The organism is Micromonospora sp. A3M-1-15, assembly GCF_024213425.1.
GTDB classification, from domain to species: Bacteria; Actinomycetota; Actinomycetes; order Mycobacteriales; family Micromonosporaceae; genus Micromonospora; species Micromonospora chersina.
The window spans coordinates 1,893,111-1,909,547 of record NZ_JANAVK010000001.1; the positions used below are offsets into that span (position 1 = coordinate 1,893,111).

Genomic DNA, 16,437 nt, shown 5'->3' on the forward strand with positions numbered 1-16,437 from the left:
CGACCGGGAGAGTCCACCTCGCATGGGAGAGGTCACCAGTCAGATGTCGGTGTCGCTGGACGGCTACGTCGCGGCGCCGGGGCAGAGCCGGCAGGACCCGCTCGGCCGGGGCGGCCTGCGGCTGCACGAGTGGTTGTTCGCCAGCGAGAGCTGGCGTGAGCGGCACGGGCTGGCCGGCGGGGAGCGGAACGTCGACGCCGAGGTGGTCGAGGAGATCACGGCGGGCGTCGGCGCGTACGTGATGGGGCGCCGCATGTTCGGCGGCGGCGAGGGCGGGTGGGACCTGGACTGGACCGGCTGGTGGGGTGACGACCCGCCGTGGCGGGTCCCGGTCTTCGTGCTGACCCACCACCCGCGCGAGCCGCTGCTGATGCGGGGCGGCACGGAGTTCCACTTCGTCACCGACGGCATCGAGGCGGCGCTGGCACGGGCCCGCGCGGCGGCCGGCGACCTCGACGTGGCCGTGGCGGGCGGGGGCGGGGCGGTGCGCCAGTATCTCGCCGCCGGGCTGCTCGACTCACTCTGGCTGCACGTGGTGCCGATCGTGCTGGGCGGCGGCACCCCGCTCTTCGACGGTCCCCTCGACGTGCCCCTGGAACCGGTGCGGGTGGTCGCCGCCCCCACGGTCACGCACATCCGCTACCGCGTTCCCCGCTGACCCCGTTCCAGATCAGAACAGCCGGCCCCGGTACGGGTGCGGTCGACCCCACTTCTCCTCCCAGCGCAGCAGCGCCGCCTGCCACTCCGGCAGGTCCGGCCGGTACTCGCGGATCAGCGGACGCTCGGGAAGAGTCACCAGGAAGGACCAGTAGTCCTCCAATGCCTGCTTCACCTCGTCGACGGTGTACTCACCGTGCTCGTGCTCCAGCCACGAGTTCTGAATCACGATCCCGGACGAGGCGAAGGAGACCTCGTAGTTCTCGCTGCTCCACTCCTCGAACGGCGGGCGGCCGTTCGACACGTCATCGACCATCGCCAAGCCGTCGAGACAGACCAGGAAGTGCCGCGAGACGTCCGCGATCAGCCAGGCTCCCAGCGTCTCGTAGCGCTTGTCGTCCACCTGGAACACGGGGAGGTTGAACTGATCGAGCGAGAACGTGATGGAGCTCAAGGGATTCCTTCCGCAGGTCAGAGGACGGGCCACCCGTGGGTGAACCCACCGGCGCCATCGTAGAAGCCTTCGATGGTCAGGCCGCGGTACGTGCCACGCCACATGTTCCCGCCCGCGGGAACGGCGTTGTTGAAGGCTCCGGGGACCGCTGCGTCCACCTCCGCCGGAGTCCAGTGGTCGGGATAGAAGGAGCTGACGCCGTTGTTACCCGCCTTGGGCTTCCACTCTCCGTGTGGTGGGTTCCGCGTCGGGTCGAAGAACTCGGGTTCCGCCTCGTACGCCCCGGTTCGCGGATCCCGGTTGACGGTGCCGGGCTTGAGCCGCCGGCCCGGGAAGTCCTCACCGCCCGGCCGGTAGTGGTAGCCCGACCCCTTCGGCTGCCCGGGCTTCACGTGCCCGCCGAAGACGTGGTCCCGGAAGTGGGCGTTCATCCGCCCTGGACGATTACGCCTGTTGGCGCGCTTCAGGTACTTCAGCGCGGCGCGCATGAGGCGACCGCTGGCCTTCCCCGATCCCTTGGCCATCAGCTCGTCACCCGTCGAGGAGTTTCCAGATGACCTCTTGGACGAGGTTGCCGACGATGGTCCGGGCCAGCTGCTGGAAGACCGGGATTTCCAGGAGCGAGGCGCCGAAGGTGACCGCCGCCGTGGCGATCGCCTGGGCGATCTCGATGGCCAGGACGACCAGTTGCACGATCACGGCGATCTTCAGGGCGAGCACGATAGCGCCGCAGATGATCAGCCCGGTGCCGGTGAGCACGGCTGCCGTCACCCCGTCGCGCAGGCTGTCGGCGGGGCTGTCCTCCCGGTTCCACCAGGACTGGAAGGCGGTGATGTCCTGGCCCGTGTGGCTGGACCAGACGGTGGCGGCCCCGGTGTGCGCCTCGGCCACCACGCCGGACAGGGTGCCGGAGAAGCGGATCCAGGCGTTGCCCATCTCGAAGAGCTTGACCTCGTCGGCCTCGGGCCACGTGTAGCCGAGGATGCCGAGCAGCGAGCGCAGCTCGCCGGGTAGTTCGAGCCCCACCGTCAGCCTCCCAGCCCCTGCCGCAGCCCGTCGAAGCCCTGCTTGATGGCGGCCTCGATCTCGGCGTAGCGGACGGCCATGCCGGTGAGGTCGGAGCCGGCGGCGGCGATCTCCTCGAGGGCGGTGTCGAAGCACTCGAAGGCGAACGCGGAGACCTCGTCGTGGGCGGCGCCGATCAGCGAGCCGATGTCGTCGGAGCCCCAGGGCCGGCCGAAGGCGGCCAGCTCGGCCTGGAACGCCGTCATGGCCTGGCCGAACCGGGTGGCCACGTCGCCCAGGGCGCGGCCGGAGCCGCCCAGCCCCTCCGGGTCGACCTCGATGGCCATCACCGGCCGCCCTGGCCGGACAGCCGGTCCTGCGCCTGGACCAGTGCGTCGGTGAAGGTGGTGAGCTGCCGGCCGGCGTCCTCCTGGATCCGGCGCAGTTGCTCGCCGAGGGAGCTGAGGTCGACCTGGCCGGGGACGGCGCCGGTCGCCTTCTCCTGAAGGTCGGCGAGCGCCGCGTTGACCGCCGTGCTGATCTCTTCGGCCAGGGATTCGCTGGGCAGCCGCATCACCCGGGGGTCGAGGGTCAGCGCGGTGATCCGCCCGGGCGGACCGGCCGTCACCCGGACCAGGCCGTCGGCCGCCTCGCCGACGCCCTCCGGCGGCGGGGGCGCCTCGCCGTCGGCGCCGGCGGTGAACCGCCCCAGCGCGGACATGGTCTCGGACAGCACGCGGCCGAGGCCGGACGGATCGACGGGCTGGGCCATGGGCGTAGCTCCTCCGGGTCGAGGTCGCTTCGCATCCTACGAACTGTCCGCCACCGATGTGGCCCCCGGTGCGGCACTGTGGACTGTCCGACGGGGAGCCCCGGCGAGCGTCAGGCCCGGCACTCCCGGGTGAGCCGCTGCGGGATCTCGACGAACGTGGAGCCGAGCCACTTCACCGGGGTCGACGAGTTCGCGCCGGCCTCGATCCGCCGGGCGGCGTCGCCGACCAGCGCCTTGATCTCCGGGTCCTCGGCCCGGGCGGCCTGCCCGCGTACGTCGTCGGCCAGGTCGGCCAGGTCGGCCTTGACCTGGTCGTTGATCTGCTCGGGGGTGAGCTGGCGGCGGGTCGCGGCCGCGGAGTCGGCGGCGATCTCCTTGCTCTTCGCGATGATCAGCTTGTCGACCGCGGCGCAGACGGCGGCGGTGTTCGCGGCGGTGACCGGCGACGGCGGGGCGGTGGCCGCGGGAGGGGCGGTGGCGCTGGGCACGGCGGTGGCGCTGGGCGCCGCGGTCGTCTCGGCGGCCGGCTCCTCGGTGGACTGGCAGGCCGCGGCGAGCGCGGTCATCGTCACGAGGGCGGCGGCGCGGATCGCGCTGGTACCGGACATCGTTCTCCCGTGTGGTCGGCGGCCGTCGTTCCGGCCGGAGCGGGCGGTGACGACGCGCGACGGCCGGGCCACCCCCGCGCGCAGCACGCCGGGCCGGCAGGGCTGCCGGCCCGGCGAAGCGTACGACTCGTGCTCAGCTCTTGAAGGCGTCCTTGATCTTCTCGCCGGCCTGCTTCAGGTTGGCGGCGGCCTGGTCGTTGCGGCCCTCTGCCTCGAGGCGCTCGTCGTCGGTCGCCCGGCCGACGCCCTCCTTGACCTTGCCGGCGGTGTTCTCGGTCGCGTTGTCGATCTTGTCGTCGATACCCATGGGAACCTCCACTCAGCAGTTCCTGACGAGATTGAGGTACCCCGGCCGCCACCCGCTCAACCGCACCTTCATCACACCGGGTGAACGGAGGTGCCGCCGGCCCCGGAGTCCGGGACCGGCGGCACGCGGCTGGTCAGCCGACCGGGCGGAAGCCGCGCAGCCGGAGGCTGTTGGCCACCACGAAGACCGACGAGAAGGCCATCGCGGCGCCCGCGATCATCGGGTTGAGCAGGCCGGCGGCGGCCAGCGGCAGGGCGGCCAGGTTGTAGGCGAAGGCCCAGAACAGGTTGCCCTTGATGATCGCGAGGGTCCGCCGGGAGAGCCGGATGGCGTCCACGGCGGCCATCAGGTCGCCCCGCACCAGGGTCAGGTCGGACGCCTCGATGGCCACGTCGGTGCCCGTGCCCATGGCCAGCCCCAGGTCGGCCCGGGCCAGCGCGGCGGCGTCGTTGATGCCGTCGCCGACCATGGCCACGGTCCGCCCCTCACCCTGGAGCCGCTCGACCACGTCCACCTTGTCGGCCGGCAGCACCTCGGCGATCACCTCGTCGATGCCGACCTCGGCGGCCACCGCCTTCGCCACGGTGGTGTTGTCGCCGGTGAGCAGCACCGGGGTCAGCCCCAGCTCGCGCAGCCGGGCGACCGCCGCCCGGCTGGTCGGCTTCACCACGTCGGCCACGGCGAGGACACCGCGGGCCCGCCCGTCCCAGCCGGCCAGGACCGCCGTCCGGCCGGCGGCCTCCGCACCGGTCGCCGCCCGCGCGACATCCTCGGGTACGTCGAGACCGCGCTCGCGCAGCAGCCGGAGCCGCCCGACCACCACCTCGCGGCCGTCCACCGCGCCGGTCACGCCGAGGCCCTCGGCGTTGGCGAAGCCGGTGACGGCGGGCAGCGGTCCCGCCTCGGCGGCGCCGTCGGCGACGGCCCGGGCGATCGGGTGCTCGGAGGCGGCCTCCAGCGCGCCGGCCAGCCGGAGGAGTTCGGCGGCGTCCTCACCCTCGGCGGGCAGCACGTCGACCAGGGTCATCTTCCCGGTGGTCACGGTGCCGGTCTTGTCCAGCACCACGGTGTCGACCTGGCGGGTGGACTCCAGCACCTCCGGTCCCTTGATCAGGATGCCGAGCTGGGCGCCCCGCCCGGTGCCGACCAGCAGCGCGGTCGGGGTGGCCAGCCCCAGCGCGCAGGGGCAGGCGATGATCAGCACCGCCACCGCGGCGGTGAACGCGGCGGTCGTCCCGGAGCCGGTGCCGAGCCACCAGCCCAGCGTGCCGGCGGCCAGGGCGATCACGATCGGCACGAAGACCCCGGAGATCCGGTCGGCGAGCCGCTGCACGGCCGCCTTGCCGGTCTGCGCCTGCTCCACCAGCTTCGCCATCTGGGCGAGCTGGGTGTCCCCGCCGACCCGGGTGGCCCGGACGACCAGCCGGCCGCCGGCGTTCACGGTGGCGCCGACGACGGTGTCACCCGGCCCCACCTCGACCGGCACGGACTCGCCGGTGAGCATGCTGGCGTCGACCGCCGAGGTGCCCTCGTCGACCACGCCGTCGGTGGCGACCTTCTCGCCCGGCCGGACCACGAACCGGTCCCCGACCACGAGCTGGTCCACCGGGATCCGGGTCTCCTGCCCGTCGCGCAGCACCGCGACGTCCTTGGCGCCCAGCTCCAGCAGGGCGCGCAGGGCGGCGCCGGCGGTCCGCTTGGACCGGGCCTCGAAGTAGCGGCCGGCGAGGATGAACACGGTCACCCCGGCCGCGGCCTCCAGGTAGATGTTGCCGGCCCCGTCGGTGCGGGTGATGTCCAGCCGGAACGGGTGGGTCATCCCGGGCATCCCGGCGTCGCCGAGGAAGAGGGCCCAGAGCGACCAGCCGAACGCGGCCAGGGTGCCGAGCGAGACCAGGGTGTCCATGGTCGCCGCGCCGTGCCGCAGGTTGATCCAGGCGGCCCGGTGGAACGGCAGCCCGCCGTAGACGACCACCGGGGCGGCCAGGGTCAGCGACAGCCACTGCCAGTAGTCGAACTGCCAGGCCGGCACCATGGCCAGGAGGATCACCGGCACGGTCAGCGCCACCGACACCCACAGGCGGGTACGCAGCCCGTGCAGCTCGTCCACCGGCTCCGCGGTCGCCCCGGCCCCCACCTGGGTGGGCGGCGGCGGGACGACGGCCGTGTAGCCGGTCTTCTCGACGGTGGCGATCAGGTCGTCCGGGGTGACCTCGTCGGCGTACCGGACGCTGGCCTTTTCGGTGGCGTAGTTGACCGTGGCCTCGACGCCGTCCATCCGGTTGAGCTTCTTCTCGATCCGGGCGGCGCAGGAGGCGCAGGTCATGCCACCGATCGCGAGTTCGATCATGTTCGGCGCGACCGGCAGGGACTTCGCGGTCGATGTCATCGCGGCACCTCCTGTCAACTGTGCCCGTGACCCGGGGTGCCGTGGTCGGCGTCCGGGGTCGGTGCGGTCGTGGGGGCCGGCGCGGCGGGCGCCGGAGCGGCCTGGTCACCGGCCACCACGGTGAACTCCGCGGTGTGCACCGCGTCGCCGTGCCGGAAGTCCAGGTAGAGACGGTACGTGCCGGCCGACGGCACCTCGGCGGCGAAGGTCACCGCCGGCCCGGCCGGGGTCCGCCCGTCGCCGGGCGCGCCCTCCGGGTGCACGTGCAGGTACGCGAGGTCGCCCTGGCGCAGCGCCACCAGGTGCCCGTACGCCCCCAGGTAGGGCTGGAGGTCGGTGACCGGCCGGCCGTCCCGGCTGACGGTCAGGGTGAGTCGGCTGGTCCGGCCGGGCTCCGGGGTGCCGGTGAGGGTGACCGTGTAGCCGTCGACCGTGGTGCTGGTCGCCGGGGCCGGCAGCGGCCGGGTGTCCAGCGCGCCGGGGACGGTGACGTCGACCCCGAGTGTGAGCGGCCCTCCGCCGGTCGGGGTGAAGTCGGCGAACGCCCGCCAGACGCCGGGACCGGCGAGCGGTGAGGCGACCCGCCAGGTGCCGTCGGCGGCCAGCTCCGGGTGGACGTGCCGGAAGCCGGAGAGGTCTCGGCGGGCGACGATCAGGTGCATGCGCTTGTCGTGCGCGACGTCGTAGCGGGTGACGGGCCGGCCGTCCGGGCCGGTGATGCGGAAGGCGAACTCGCCCGCCGGGGCGGTCACCGGCTGGAGGGTGTAGCCGCGCTCGGAGACGAGCAGCCCGCCGGGCAGGTGGGCGGTGGCGGTGGCCGTGTGGCCGCCGTCACCGTGGTCGGCTCCGGCGGAGCCGTGGCCGGCGTCGGTGGCGTCGTGGCGGGTCTCGGCGGCCGGGGTGACGGGGCCGGCCGCGTGGCCGACCCCGTACGCCGTGCCGAACACCGCCGCGAGGCCGAGGGCGAAGCCGCTCAGTTTCGTCGCCGTGTTCATCGTGGTACCTCGGTTTCTTCGGGTCTTTCGGACCCGTCACGCCCCGACGAGGTCGTAACCGGCCTCGTCGACGGCGGCGCGGACGGTGTCCGTGTCCAACGGGCTCTCACTGGTGACGGTGACCCGGCCGGAGGCCAGGTCGACCTGGACGTCGGTGACGCCCGGCAGCGCGCTCACCTCGGTGCTGACCGAGTTGACGCAGTGCCCGCAGGTCATGCCCTGCACCTGGTACGTGGTGGTGACCATCGCGCATCTCCCCTTCCTGCCGCCTCCGATCATATACCCCCTGGGGGTAAGCGGAAGAGAGACGGCTGCCACTTTCTGTACCGTTACCCCGTGGGGGTATCGGCCACGAACAGGACCGTACCATACCCCCGAGGGGTACGCTATCCTTGACGTCATGACCGCACCGACGACCCCGACCCGGGGCTACACCGCCAGCAAGGACCAACTGCTCGCGCGGCTCCGCCGCATCGAGGGCCAGGTCCGCGGCATCGAGAAGATGGTCGAGGACGACCGCTACTGCATCGACGTGCTGACCCAGATCTCCGCCATCCAGGCCGCGCTCGACAAGGTGGGCCTCGGCCTGCTGGACGGGCACGCCCGGCACTGCATGCACGAAGGCGCCGCCGAGGGCCGCGCCGACGAGATGGCCACCGAGATGATGGCCGCCGTCGGCCGCCTCATGAAGCGCGGCTGACCGGGCCGGGTGCCCCGCCGCCGGCGAGGCACCCGACACGTGGCTCAGAGCCGGTCGAGCATCTTCCTCATGGCGTCGATCTCGCCCTGCTGGGTGGTGACGATCTGCCGGGCCAGCGCCGTGGCGTCCGGGTGGGCGCCGCGGGCGATCTCCTCCTTCGCCATGGTGATGGCGCCCTCGTGGTGGGCGATCATCATGGTGAGGAACCGCCGGTCGAAGTCGGTGCCCGACGCCGCCCTCAGCGTCGCCAGGTCGGCCTCGGACATCATCCCGGGCATGCCGTGGTCCATCCCCGGCATCCCGTGCCCGGCGCTCATCGAGGGCGCCGGCCGGCCCCACGCGGCGAGCCAGCCGCGCATGGTGGCGATCTCCGGCCCCTGGGCCGCCTTGATCTGCCCGGCCAGCTTCCTCACCTCCGGGTCGGCCGCCCGGGTCTCCGCCAGCTCGGACATCTCCACGGCCTGCTGGTGGTGCGGGATCATCATCTGGGCGAACATCACGTCGGCGGCGTCGAACGAGGCCGAGGCCCCCGCGGCGGGCGTGGCGCTGCCGGCCGCGCCCGGCATGCCGTGGCCGGCCGTCGGATCGTCGCCACAGGCGGCCACGGCCAGAGCGACGGTGACGCTCGCGCCGGCCAGAGCGGCCCGGCGCGCGATGGTACGAGTGAACACGAGTGTGCCTTTCGCAGTGTCGGAACGTACGCAGCGGACGACGGACGCGGGGCGCCGGTGGTCCGGTCCCCTCGCGTCGGGCGTCCTATCTGCGCAGCACCGACGTCGTCGCCAGGCGCAGCCCGTAGAGCCGGGGTGGCGGGGCGCGCGGGCCGGTGGGATGCCGGAGCGCGCCGCGGGCCGCCGCGACGGCGGCCCGTGAGCCGGTCCGCAGCAGCACGACGACCAGCAGCGCGACGGCGAACGCGCCGAGGACGGCCAGGCAGACGCTCCACCCGGACGGATCCCCACCCGGATCGGCCGGCGGCAGCGCCCGCGCCGGGCAGCCGTCGCCCACGCAGTCCGCGACCATGGCGACCGCTGCGGTGTGCCCGGCCGGATGGCCCGCCGGGTGTCCCGACGGGGAGTGGGCTCCGTGGCCCAGGGTGTGCATCGCGGTCAGCCCGACCAGCGTGCAGAGCAGCAGCAGGAGCCGGACCCACCGTCCGGTCGCCGCCGAGCCCACCATGTCACCACGGTAACCGGCCCATCCGGCACGCCCCGGCGGAACCGCCGCAGCACCGTGTCCCGGGGCGTCCCCGACCCGCCTGGCTACCATTCCGGGGCGACGACCCGGCCCGCGTCCGTCCCGCGGCGCACCAGCCGGTCCGGCGGACCGACCGGCCCCGGAGACACGAATCCCGTTGCGAATCGTTGGGAGAGACGCCATGGGCGCCGACCACACCCGTCCCGCTCCGTCGGCCCCACCGGGGGTACGGCGGATCCTGGTCGCCACGGTGGTGCCGCTCTTCCTGATCACCGTGGTCGCCGCGCTGGTGCTCTGGCCCCGGCAGGACCGGGAACCGGCGGACGCCCCGGCGCTGCCCCGCTACCACGGCACGGTGACCCGGGTGGTGACCGAGCCCTGCCCGCCGACCCCGGAGGCGCCGGAGGGGAGCCCGGGCGGTTCCGCCGGGCCGTGCGGCACGGTGACCGTCGCCGCCGAGCAGGGCCCGGACGCCGGCCGGCAGGTCGAGACGCCGGTGCCCTCCGGCCCCGGCGCGCCCCGGGTCGAGGTCGGCGACGAGGTGATCCTGGTCGAGCTGACCGACCCGGCCGACCCGGCGGTGAAGAGCTACAACATCGCCGAGCACCAGCGCGGCGCGCCGCTGGTCTGGCTGGCGGTGCTCTTCGCCGTGGCGATCGTGGCGTTCGGCCGGTGGCGCGGGCTGGCCGCGCTGGGCGGGCTCGCGGCGAGTTTCGCCGTCCTGCTCGGCTTCGTGCTGCCCGGGATCGGCGCCGGCCAGCCGCCGCTGCTCGTGGCGATCGTGGGGGCCGCGCTGATCATGTTCGTGGTGCTCTACCTGACCCACGGGATCACCGCGCAGACCTCGGTGGCCGTGCTCGGCACGCTCGGCAGCCTGGTGCTGACCGGGGTGCTCGGCACCCTGGCCACGGCCGCCACCCACCTCACCGGCTTCGGCAGCGAGGACGCGACCACCCTGTCGATGCTCCAGCGCGACGTGGACCTGCACGGCCTGCTGCTCGCCGGCATCGTCATCGGCTCGCTGGGCGTGCTGGACGACGTCACGGTCACCCAGGCGGCCACGGTCACCGAGTTGGCCCACGCCAACCCCGCGCTGTCCCGCCGGCACCTCTACCGGGCGGCCACCCGGGTCGGCCGGGCGCACATCGCCTCCACGGTCAACACGATCGTGCTGGCGTACGCGGGCGCCTCGCTGCCACTGCTGCTCCTGCTCGTCGCCGATTCCCGGCCGGTGAGCCAGATCCTCACCAGCGAGTTCCTGGCCCAGGAGATCGTCCGCAGCGCGGTGGCCACGCTCGGCCTGATCGCCGCCGTACCGCTGACCACCGGGCTGGCCGCGCTGGTGACCACCGCCGGGCGGCGCGGGACCGCCGCGGGCCCGGCGGATCCTCCCGCGCCCCGGCCGCCGGCCGGGCGGGACGAGGCGCTGGAGGCGCTCGGCGGGGCGCCCGGGCCGCGAACCGGCGGGTGGCCCGGCGGCGACAGGAACACGGAGGCCGCATGGTGACACTCCGCAGCGTGATGACGGATTCCAAACGCGATCCTGGTCACGCTGGGCGAGGACGAAATCTCGCTATTGGTCGGCTTCCGGACGTAGAACACCGGGAGGACTCTCGGGTAACCTCGCTGCCGGTCACCGCCGAAGGCGCGCACCGGCGCCAGCGGTGCCGCCGCCCAATCGCCCGCGGGCGAGCCGGGGAACCAGGTACATGGGGTGAATCCGCGCGAGCGGTAGGGGCCACTTCCGTCCCGAACCCGTCAGCTAACCCGGTCGGCGGCCGACGGAAGGGAACACTGTGACGGCACCCCTGCGGCGCTGGCTGACCCCCGTGGTGGCCGTCGTGGCCGCGCTCACCGTGCTGGTGGGGCCGGCCCCGGCGACGGCCGCGCCGACCACCCCCACCCCCTCGGGGCACTCCGAGGACGACGACGACCCCCTCATCACCGAGGCCATCGACACCGCCAACCGGGCCTACCTCCAGGCCAAGGCGAAGCTGGACAAGTCGCGCAAGCGCCAGCTCCAGCTCGCCCTCGAGGTGAAGGCGGCGCAGAACGAATTCGACGCGCTGAGCCCGCAGGTGGCCCAGATGGCCGCGCAGTCCTACCGGACCGGCCGGATGGGCGCCATGGCCATGCTGCTGGACAGCAACACGCCCGACTCGTTCGTCCGGCGGGCGGCCGCCCTCGACGAGCTGAACCTGATGAACGCGCAGAAGCTCGCCGCCATCAACGCCGCGAAGAACCGCGCCGAGCAGGCCAAGATCGCGCTGGACGTCGAGGTGCGCGAGCAGGAGAAGCAGAAGAACGCGATGGCCCGCGAGAAGGCCGAGACGGAGAAGGCGCTGCAGCTGGTCGGTGGGATCGGCTTCACCGGCGGCCTGGTCTCGGCCACCTCTCCGGTCGCCCGCATCGGCCCCGGCCGGACCGCCGACGGCGACTGGAAGCCGGAGTCGTGCAGCGAGAACGACCCGACCACCTCGGGCTGCATCACCTCGCGCACACTGCACGCGTACAAGGAGGTGAAGCGGGCCGGCTTCAACCGCTTCGTGGGCTGCTACCGCCCCGGCGGGCCGTGGGAGCATCCCAAGGGCCGGGCCTGCGACTGGTCGCTGCAGAACAGCGGCTTCTCCCCGTGGCGGACCAAGGACCAGCGGATGTACGGCAACAACGTCGCCGCCTTCCTCATCCGCAACGCCGACCGGCTGGGCATCTACTACGTGATCTGGAACCGGCAGATCTGGTTCCCGGCCACCGGCTGGAAGTCCTACAGCGGGCCCTCCAACCACACCGACCACGTGCACATGTCGCTGCTCTGACGCCATACGCCGAGAGGGGCCGGTCCGCGATGCGGGCCGGCCCCTCGACGTTCGGCGGGTCGGTCAGCCGGCGAGCGCCGGGTCGGCGGGCGCGGCCGGGGCCGGCACCGGCGTGACCGGCGCGGTGGCCGGAATCTGGGCGACGGTGCGCGCCTCGCCGGCGCTCAGCCGGTAGGACATGCCGACGATCGTGCACTCACCGGCGGCCACCCGCTCGGCGAGCACGGCGGACCGGGCCACCAGGGCCTCGACGGTCTGCGCGATGTGGATGTCGACGATGGCGTCCAGGTCCTCGACGCCGTCCCGGCCGGCCCGGAGCAGGCTGGGCGCGACGGCGTCCACCACCGCGCCGAGGTGCCCGGACGGCGAGGTGCCGGTGCGGACCGCCTCGCGGGCGGCCTGGACCGCGCCGCACGAGTCGTGGCCGAGCACCACCACGAGCGGGGTGCCCAGCACGGTCACCGCGTACTCGACGCTGCCGAGCACCTCGGGGCCGGCGGTGTGCCCGGCGGTGCGGACCACGAAGAGGTCACCGAGGCCGCGGTCGAAGATGATCTCGGCGGCGAGCCGGGAGTCGGAACAGCCGACGATCACGGCGAACGGGTGCTGCCCGTCGGCGACCGCCGCCCGGTGTCCGGCGTCCTGATTCGGATGGCGCGGGGCACCGGTGACGAACCGCCGGTTACCGGCCTGGAGCTCGGCGAGCGCCTGTTCGGGAGTGGTCGGCGGCATCCATCCTCACCTCGTCCTCGCGCGAAAACGACCTGGTCAGCCGGCCGGCGACGGAGGCGGCCTCGGCACCAACCGTCACACGCAGTCCAAGGTACGTCAAGATTTACGTGATACGCATTTCATACGTTGAGCCGCCCTTGACGGCGGCGCCGGGGCTCGGTCCGGCCGTGCCGGCCGGGGCCGGGGCAGGACCGGGAGACGCGGGAAAGGGCCATACCATGACGACCATGGCGACGACACCAGGCGAGAACGGGAGCGGCCGGAACTGGACCTTCCTCACCAACCACGGGCACGTGCTGCTGGCCATCGCGCGCAACCCCACAGCGCGGTTGCGGGACGTGGCCGAGGAGGTGGGAGTGACCGAGCGGGCCGCCCAGGCGATCGTCGCCGACCTGGAAGCCGGCGGCTACCTCCACCGCACCCGGGTGGGCCGGCGCAACGAGTACACGATCAACCCGAGCGGGCACTTCCGGCACCCGGCCGAGGCCGACCAGCAGGTGGGCGCCCTGCTCGCCCTCTTCACCACCGACGCGGCCGCGGAGCCGGCGACCGAGAGCTGACCGCCGTCCCGCGGATGCCCGTCACCGCACGGACGGCGCGGCGACGGTAATCTCACCGCGTGCGCGACAGCTTGCGGCCGGACGGGACGACGGAGCACGTCCGTACCGGGCACCGGATCCGATCCGTCCTCTCCGGAGTGTCGGTGGCCGTCCTCCTCGGCGGCGCGCTGGCGATGCCCGCTCCCGCCGTGGCGGCCCCGAAGTGCGGCCCGCCCGGCGGCCCCGCCCCCACCGCGGCGCCCTGGGCGCTGAACCGGCTCGACCCGGCCGCGGCCTGGCGGGTCACCAAGGGACAGGGCATCACCGTCGCGGTCATCGACTCCGGCGTCTCCCCCGCCCACCCGCTGCTGCGCGGCCGGGTGCTCGCGGGCGAGGACTTCAACCAGCTCGCCAAGCTCAACGGCCAGTGCGACCTGGTTGGCCACGGCACCCTGATCGCCGGCATCATCGCCGGACGGGAGGGCACCGGCTCGCCGTACACCGGGATCGCGCCGGAGGCCCGGATCCTGCCGGTCCGCGTGCTCGCCGACAACCAGCGGGCCTTCGACGAGTCCATTCCGGCCGAGATCGGCAAGGCCATCCGGTGGGCGGTCGACCACGACGCCGACGTGATCAACCTGTCCCTGGTCACCCTGGACGACCCGGCGCTCAGGGCGGCCGTCGACTACGCCCTCGGCAAGGGCGTGATCCTGGTGGCCGCGGCCGGCAACCGGCAGGAGAACCAGCAGGACCAGCCGGCGTACCCGGCCGCGTACCCGGGGGTCATCGCGGTGGCCGGGGTGGACGAGAACGGCGGGCACGTCGGCAGTTCGGTCACCGGGGACTATGTGGACATCGCCGCCCCGGGGCTGAACATCGTGGGCCCCGCCCCGCAGGGCGCCGGCTACCGGGCCGAGCCGCAGGGCGGCACCAGCTTCGCCACCGCGTACGTCTCCGGGGCCGCCGCGCTGGTGCGGGCGGCGCACCCGGACATCACCCCGAAGGACGTCGCGTTCCGGCTCACCCGCACCGCCGACAACCCGCCGGACGGGCACAACGCACTGGTCGGGTACGGCGTGGTCAACCCCTACCGGGCCGTGACCAGCCTGCTGGGCACCCGCAGCGACCCGCCGCTGGGCGCGATGCCGGCACCGGCGCCGCACACCGATCCGCTGGCCTGGCAGCGCACCGTGGCGATCTGGGCGGCGGCGGTCGGCGCGCTGCTGGCCGGGGTCCTGCTGGCGCTGCGGCCGATCCTGGTCCGGGGCCGGCGGCGTGGCTGGCGCCCCGGCCGCCGGAGCGCCCCGCAGGACGCCTGACCGGGGCCGGCGCCGGGATCCGTGCCGGCGCCGAACCGGTCCGGCGGGATCCGGCCCGGAAAAGCACCACGGCCCCGACCCCGGCGCGAGCCGGAGCGGAGCCGCAGCGGTTCGGTCGGGTCAGCCCCAGACCTTGGAGTTGCTCATCTCGGTGGTCATGTAGTTCTCGCGCGCGATGCCCACCGCACCGCCGATCTCGTTCAGGACCTTGTTGATGTCCCGCACGGCGGCGTCCCACTGAGCCTGGTGCTGCTCGTAGGCGGCGCGGTCCTGACCCTCCCACTCGAGCTTGGTCAGCATCGAGCGAAGCGTGTCCAGCTTCTCGTCGATGGTCCGCGAGATGGCCTGCATCTGCTGGTTGCTGCTCTCGAGGACAGCGTAGTCAACCTTGATGCTCATCGATTCCTCCTCTGCCTGTCTTCGCGGATCACGGGTTGAGAGCAGAGTGGAACTTGTCCAGCATCTGCTGCTGCTCTTCGTCGTTGACCTGGTGCGTCGTGCCGGACTTGTCAAGCAGGTCGGCGATGTTGTCCATCGCTGTCAGCAGCTTGTTCGTGTCCTCGTTCCAACGCAGCATCAGGTTCTGGAAACCCGTGGACGCGCCGCCCTTCCAGGCCATGGCCAGGTCGTCGACGACATTCCACAGCTTCTTGAGCTCACCGTCGACGTCGCTGCGCGTGGACCGCACGTCACTCGCGGCGGTGTGCAGGCTCGCTGCACTGACCTCGAACGCCATGCTTCACACCCTTCCGTCATCTCTGTGGCGGCGGATCCGCCGCGCCCCTCCCCCGCGGCAAGGCGAACACACCCCACCGACGGACACTTCAATCGAACCGTAGCGGACGACGTCCAATCCGCGCAGCCCTGCATCACCATGGCGCACAACGCCGTCCGGCGATCACGACCGTACGACGTGGACGGTCACGGACGCCAGGGGCCACTCAGGACGGCCGCCCGTACGACCGGACGTGCATCGCCGCGCCGAAGACCAGCACGACGACCAGCAGCGCCACGAAAAGCCAGAGCACCGGCCTGTCGAGCGCCCGGTCGAGCACCACCGGGATCAAGGCGGCGACCCCGGTGAGCAACACCACCTCGCTGGCCCGCTTCGCCCACGCGGCGCGGGACAACTGGGCGACCAGCGCCAGCCCGATGAAGGCCGGCACGGTCACCAGGAAGTACACGAAGAGCACCAGCAGCACCCCGGGGCCCCTTCCCGTCACTGGTAGAACTTGGAGTCCTGCACCCAGTCGATCTTGATGTCCTTGATGTCCGGGTCCTGGCCGGTGGCCGCCCAGCCGGGCCGGGAGTCCGACACGAAGGCGAACCGGTCGTTGCCCTGGAAGCCGGCCATGACGGCCGAGAACACCGCGCTGATGTCGCCGAAGACCAGCGCCAGGATCGCCGCGCTCGCCACCATCCCGGCCACGCCGATCGCCTCGGCGATGGGCGCGGTCGGCGGGAACGCCTGGAGGACCACCGACGCGATCACCGCGATGAGGATCGGGATGAGCGCGTCGACGAGCGCGTTCACCGCGTCGTTGAAGGCGTCCCGGGCGGAGGTCAGGGTGTCCTTGTTGGCGTTGAACGCCTCGGCCAGCGAGTTGATCTCGGCCCCGAGCTTGCGGAGGAAGAGGTCGAACGCGTCCCGGTCGTCGAAGTCCCACTCGGTGTCCGACGGCGGGACCTGCTCCAGCGCCGCGCCGAACTGGTCGCCGCCGAGCAGCCGCGCCGCGTCGCCCCACTCCTTGATGGACTTGTTGACCTCGTCGTTGTCGAACGTCTCCAGGTAGGCGATGGCGGCGCCCAGCGCCCCGGCGAACACCAGCCACATCCAGTTGGCCCGGGCCGCCGGCAGCAGGCCGCGCACCGGGGCCGTCGCGGCGGCGACCGTGTGCGTGCCGGTCACCGTGCCGGCCGCGTTGGCGATCAGGATCTCCGACATCA

Annotated in this window: 23 protein-coding genes and 1 riboswitch; of the genes, 6 read left to right on the top strand and 17 right to left on the bottom strand. The window is 73.1% G+C overall.

All coding sequences use genetic code 11. From position 1 onward, the window contains the following. The first annotated feature begins 22 nt into the window (after nucleotides 1-22). A complete protein-coding gene (locus NLX85_RS08855; RefSeq protein WP_254333197.1) occupies nucleotides 23-658 on the top strand; it encodes a dihydrofolate reductase family protein in 636 nt (211 codons plus the stop codon). A gap of 12 nt (nucleotides 659-670) precedes the next feature. Here NLX85_RS08855 and NLX85_RS08860 read toward each other — a convergent pair whose 3' ends face one another. The 10 genes from NLX85_RS08860 to NLX85_RS08905 all read right to left on the bottom strand — a co-directional run bounded on the left by NLX85_RS08860 (nucleotide 671) and on the right by NLX85_RS08905 (nucleotide 7,433). Beyond that, nucleotides 671-1,111 (bottom strand): hypothetical protein, encoded by a 441-nt coding sequence (locus NLX85_RS08860; protein ID WP_254333199.1) that lies wholly within the window; start codon nucleotides 1,109-1,111, stop codon nucleotides 671-673. A 17-nt stretch (nucleotides 1,112-1,128) separates the two neighbouring features. Beyond that, complete coding sequence (locus NLX85_RS08865; RefSeq protein ID WP_254333200.1) at nucleotides 1,129-1,599, bottom strand: EndoU domain-containing protein; 471 nt, start codon at nucleotides 1,597-1,599, stop codon at nucleotides 1,129-1,131. A gap of 43 nt (nucleotides 1,600-1,642) precedes the next feature. Further along, nucleotides 1,643-2,137, bottom strand: coding sequence for a hypothetical protein (locus NLX85_RS08870; RefSeq protein WP_254333203.1), 495 nt, complete (start codon nucleotides 2,135-2,137; stop codon nucleotides 1,643-1,645). A gap of 2 nt (nucleotides 2,138-2,139) precedes the next feature. After that, nucleotides 2,140-2,463: a hypothetical protein gene (locus NLX85_RS08875; protein WP_254333205.1), complete on the bottom strand. Its 324-nt coding sequence runs from the start codon at nucleotides 2,461-2,463 to the stop codon at nucleotides 2,140-2,142. Then, a complete protein-coding gene (locus tag NLX85_RS08880; protein ID WP_254333207.1) occupies nucleotides 2,463-2,888 on the bottom strand; it encodes a YbaB/EbfC family nucleoid-associated protein in 426 nt (141 codons plus the stop codon). Before NLX85_RS08880 ends, NLX85_RS08875 begins: the two co-directional genes overlap by 1 nt. A gap of 110 nt (nucleotides 2,889-2,998) precedes the next feature. Next, nucleotides 2,999-3,496: a hypothetical protein gene (locus NLX85_RS08885; protein WP_254333209.1), complete on the bottom strand. Its 498-nt coding sequence runs from the start codon at nucleotides 3,494-3,496 to the stop codon at nucleotides 2,999-3,001. 133 nt (nucleotides 3,497-3,629) lie between these two features. Beyond that, nucleotides 3,630-3,803, bottom strand: a complete 174-nt coding sequence (locus NLX85_RS08890) for a CsbD family protein (protein WP_091260889.1) — start codon at nucleotides 3,801-3,803, stop codon at nucleotides 3,630-3,632. 133 nt (nucleotides 3,804-3,936) lie between these two features. Beyond that, nucleotides 3,937-6,192 carry a cation-translocating P-type ATPase gene (locus tag NLX85_RS08895; RefSeq protein ID WP_254333211.1) on the bottom strand — a complete coding sequence of 752 codons (2,256 nt, stop codon included), beginning with the start codon at nucleotides 6,190-6,192 and terminating at the stop codon, nucleotides 3,937-3,939. 14 nt (nucleotides 6,193-6,206) lie between these two features. Beyond that, nucleotides 6,207-7,187 carry a DUF748 domain-containing protein gene (locus NLX85_RS08900; protein ID WP_254333213.1) on the bottom strand — a complete coding sequence of 327 codons (981 nt, stop codon included), beginning with the start codon at nucleotides 7,185-7,187 and terminating at the stop codon, nucleotides 6,207-6,209. Nucleotides 7,188-7,223: 36 nt separating this feature from the next. Further along, on the bottom strand, nucleotides 7,224-7,433 hold the full coding sequence (locus tag NLX85_RS08905) for a heavy-metal-associated domain-containing protein (RefSeq protein ID WP_091314797.1): 210 nt from the start codon (nucleotides 7,431-7,433) through the stop codon (nucleotides 7,224-7,226). 154 nt (nucleotides 7,434-7,587) lie between these two features. Between NLX85_RS08905 and NLX85_RS08910 the strand changes: the two genes are divergently transcribed. Then, entirely contained in the window at nucleotides 7,588-7,887 is a 300-nt protein-coding gene (locus tag NLX85_RS08910) for a metal-sensitive transcriptional regulator (protein ID WP_046568942.1), read from the top strand. 44 nt (nucleotides 7,888-7,931) lie between these two features. Here the strand turns inward: NLX85_RS08910 and NLX85_RS08915 are convergent, their stop codons facing one another. Together NLX85_RS08915 and NLX85_RS08920 are read right to left on the bottom strand one after the other, a co-directional pair. Further along, a complete protein-coding gene (locus tag NLX85_RS08915; protein ID WP_254333215.1) occupies nucleotides 7,932-8,558 on the bottom strand; it encodes a DUF305 domain-containing protein in 627 nt (208 codons plus the stop codon). An 85-nt stretch (nucleotides 8,559-8,643) separates the two neighbouring features. Further along, complete coding sequence (locus NLX85_RS08920; RefSeq protein WP_254333217.1) at nucleotides 8,644-9,066, bottom strand: DUF6153 family protein; 423 nt, start codon at nucleotides 9,064-9,066, stop codon at nucleotides 8,644-8,646. Nucleotides 9,067-9,265: 199 nt separating this feature from the next. On the opposite strand from NLX85_RS08920, the gene NLX85_RS08925 reads away from it, so the two are divergent. Continuing rightward, nucleotides 9,266-10,591, top strand: a complete 1,326-nt coding sequence (locus tag NLX85_RS08925; protein ID WP_254333219.1) for a YibE/F family protein — start codon at nucleotides 9,266-9,268, stop codon at nucleotides 10,589-10,591. Between the two features lie 154 nt (nucleotides 10,592-10,745). Beyond that, nucleotides 10,746-10,877, top strand: a riboswitch (cyclic di-AMP (ydaO/yuaA leader). 3 nt (nucleotides 10,878-10,880) lie between these two features. Next, the gene (locus NLX85_RS08930) at nucleotides 10,881-11,900 is read left to right on the top strand and encodes a hypothetical protein (RefSeq protein WP_254333221.1); all 1,020 of its coding nucleotides are present in this window, start codon (nucleotides 10,881-10,883) and stop codon (nucleotides 11,898-11,900) included. A gap of 63 nt (nucleotides 11,901-11,963) precedes the next feature. Here NLX85_RS08930 and NLX85_RS08935 read toward each other — a convergent pair whose 3' ends face one another. Further along, entirely contained in the window at nucleotides 11,964-12,632 is a 669-nt protein-coding gene (locus NLX85_RS08935; protein ID WP_254333223.1) for a carbonic anhydrase, read from the bottom strand. 218 nt (nucleotides 12,633-12,850) lie between these two features. Between NLX85_RS08935 and NLX85_RS08940 the strand changes: the two genes are divergently transcribed. Together NLX85_RS08940 and mycP are read left to right on the top strand one after the other, a co-directional pair. Continuing rightward, nucleotides 12,851-13,192 carry a MarR family winged helix-turn-helix transcriptional regulator gene (locus NLX85_RS08940; protein WP_254333225.1) on the top strand — a complete coding sequence of 114 codons (342 nt, stop codon included), beginning with the start codon at nucleotides 12,851-12,853 and terminating at the stop codon, nucleotides 13,190-13,192. 59 nt (nucleotides 13,193-13,251) lie between these two features. Next, nucleotides 13,252-14,490, top strand: coding sequence for a type VII secretion-associated serine protease mycosin (gene mycP, locus NLX85_RS08945; RefSeq protein ID WP_254333226.1), 1,239 nt, complete (start codon nucleotides 13,252-13,254; stop codon nucleotides 14,488-14,490). A gap of 120 nt (nucleotides 14,491-14,610) precedes the next feature. Here mycP and NLX85_RS08950 read toward each other — a convergent pair whose 3' ends face one another. From NLX85_RS08950 to NLX85_RS08965, 4 genes are all read right to left on the bottom strand, one after another. Beyond that, nucleotides 14,611-14,889, bottom strand: coding sequence for a WXG100 family type VII secretion target (locus NLX85_RS08950; RefSeq protein WP_107076550.1), 279 nt, complete (start codon nucleotides 14,887-14,889; stop codon nucleotides 14,611-14,613). 28 nt (nucleotides 14,890-14,917) lie between these two features. Then, complete coding sequence (locus NLX85_RS08955; protein WP_151462501.1) at nucleotides 14,918-15,226, bottom strand: WXG100 family type VII secretion target; 309 nt, start codon at nucleotides 15,224-15,226, stop codon at nucleotides 14,918-14,920. 205 nt (nucleotides 15,227-15,431) lie between these two features. Continuing rightward, entirely contained in the window at nucleotides 15,432-15,713 is a 282-nt protein-coding gene (locus NLX85_RS08960) for a hypothetical protein (protein WP_254333228.1), read from the bottom strand. After that, nucleotides 15,710-16,435 carry a hypothetical protein gene (locus NLX85_RS08965; protein WP_254333230.1) on the bottom strand — a complete coding sequence of 242 codons (726 nt, stop codon included), beginning with the start codon at nucleotides 16,433-16,435 and terminating at the stop codon, nucleotides 15,710-15,712. The genes NLX85_RS08960 and NLX85_RS08965 overlap by 4 nt, the downstream gene beginning before the upstream one ends. Between the last annotated feature and the right edge of the window lie 2 nt (nucleotides 16,436-16,437).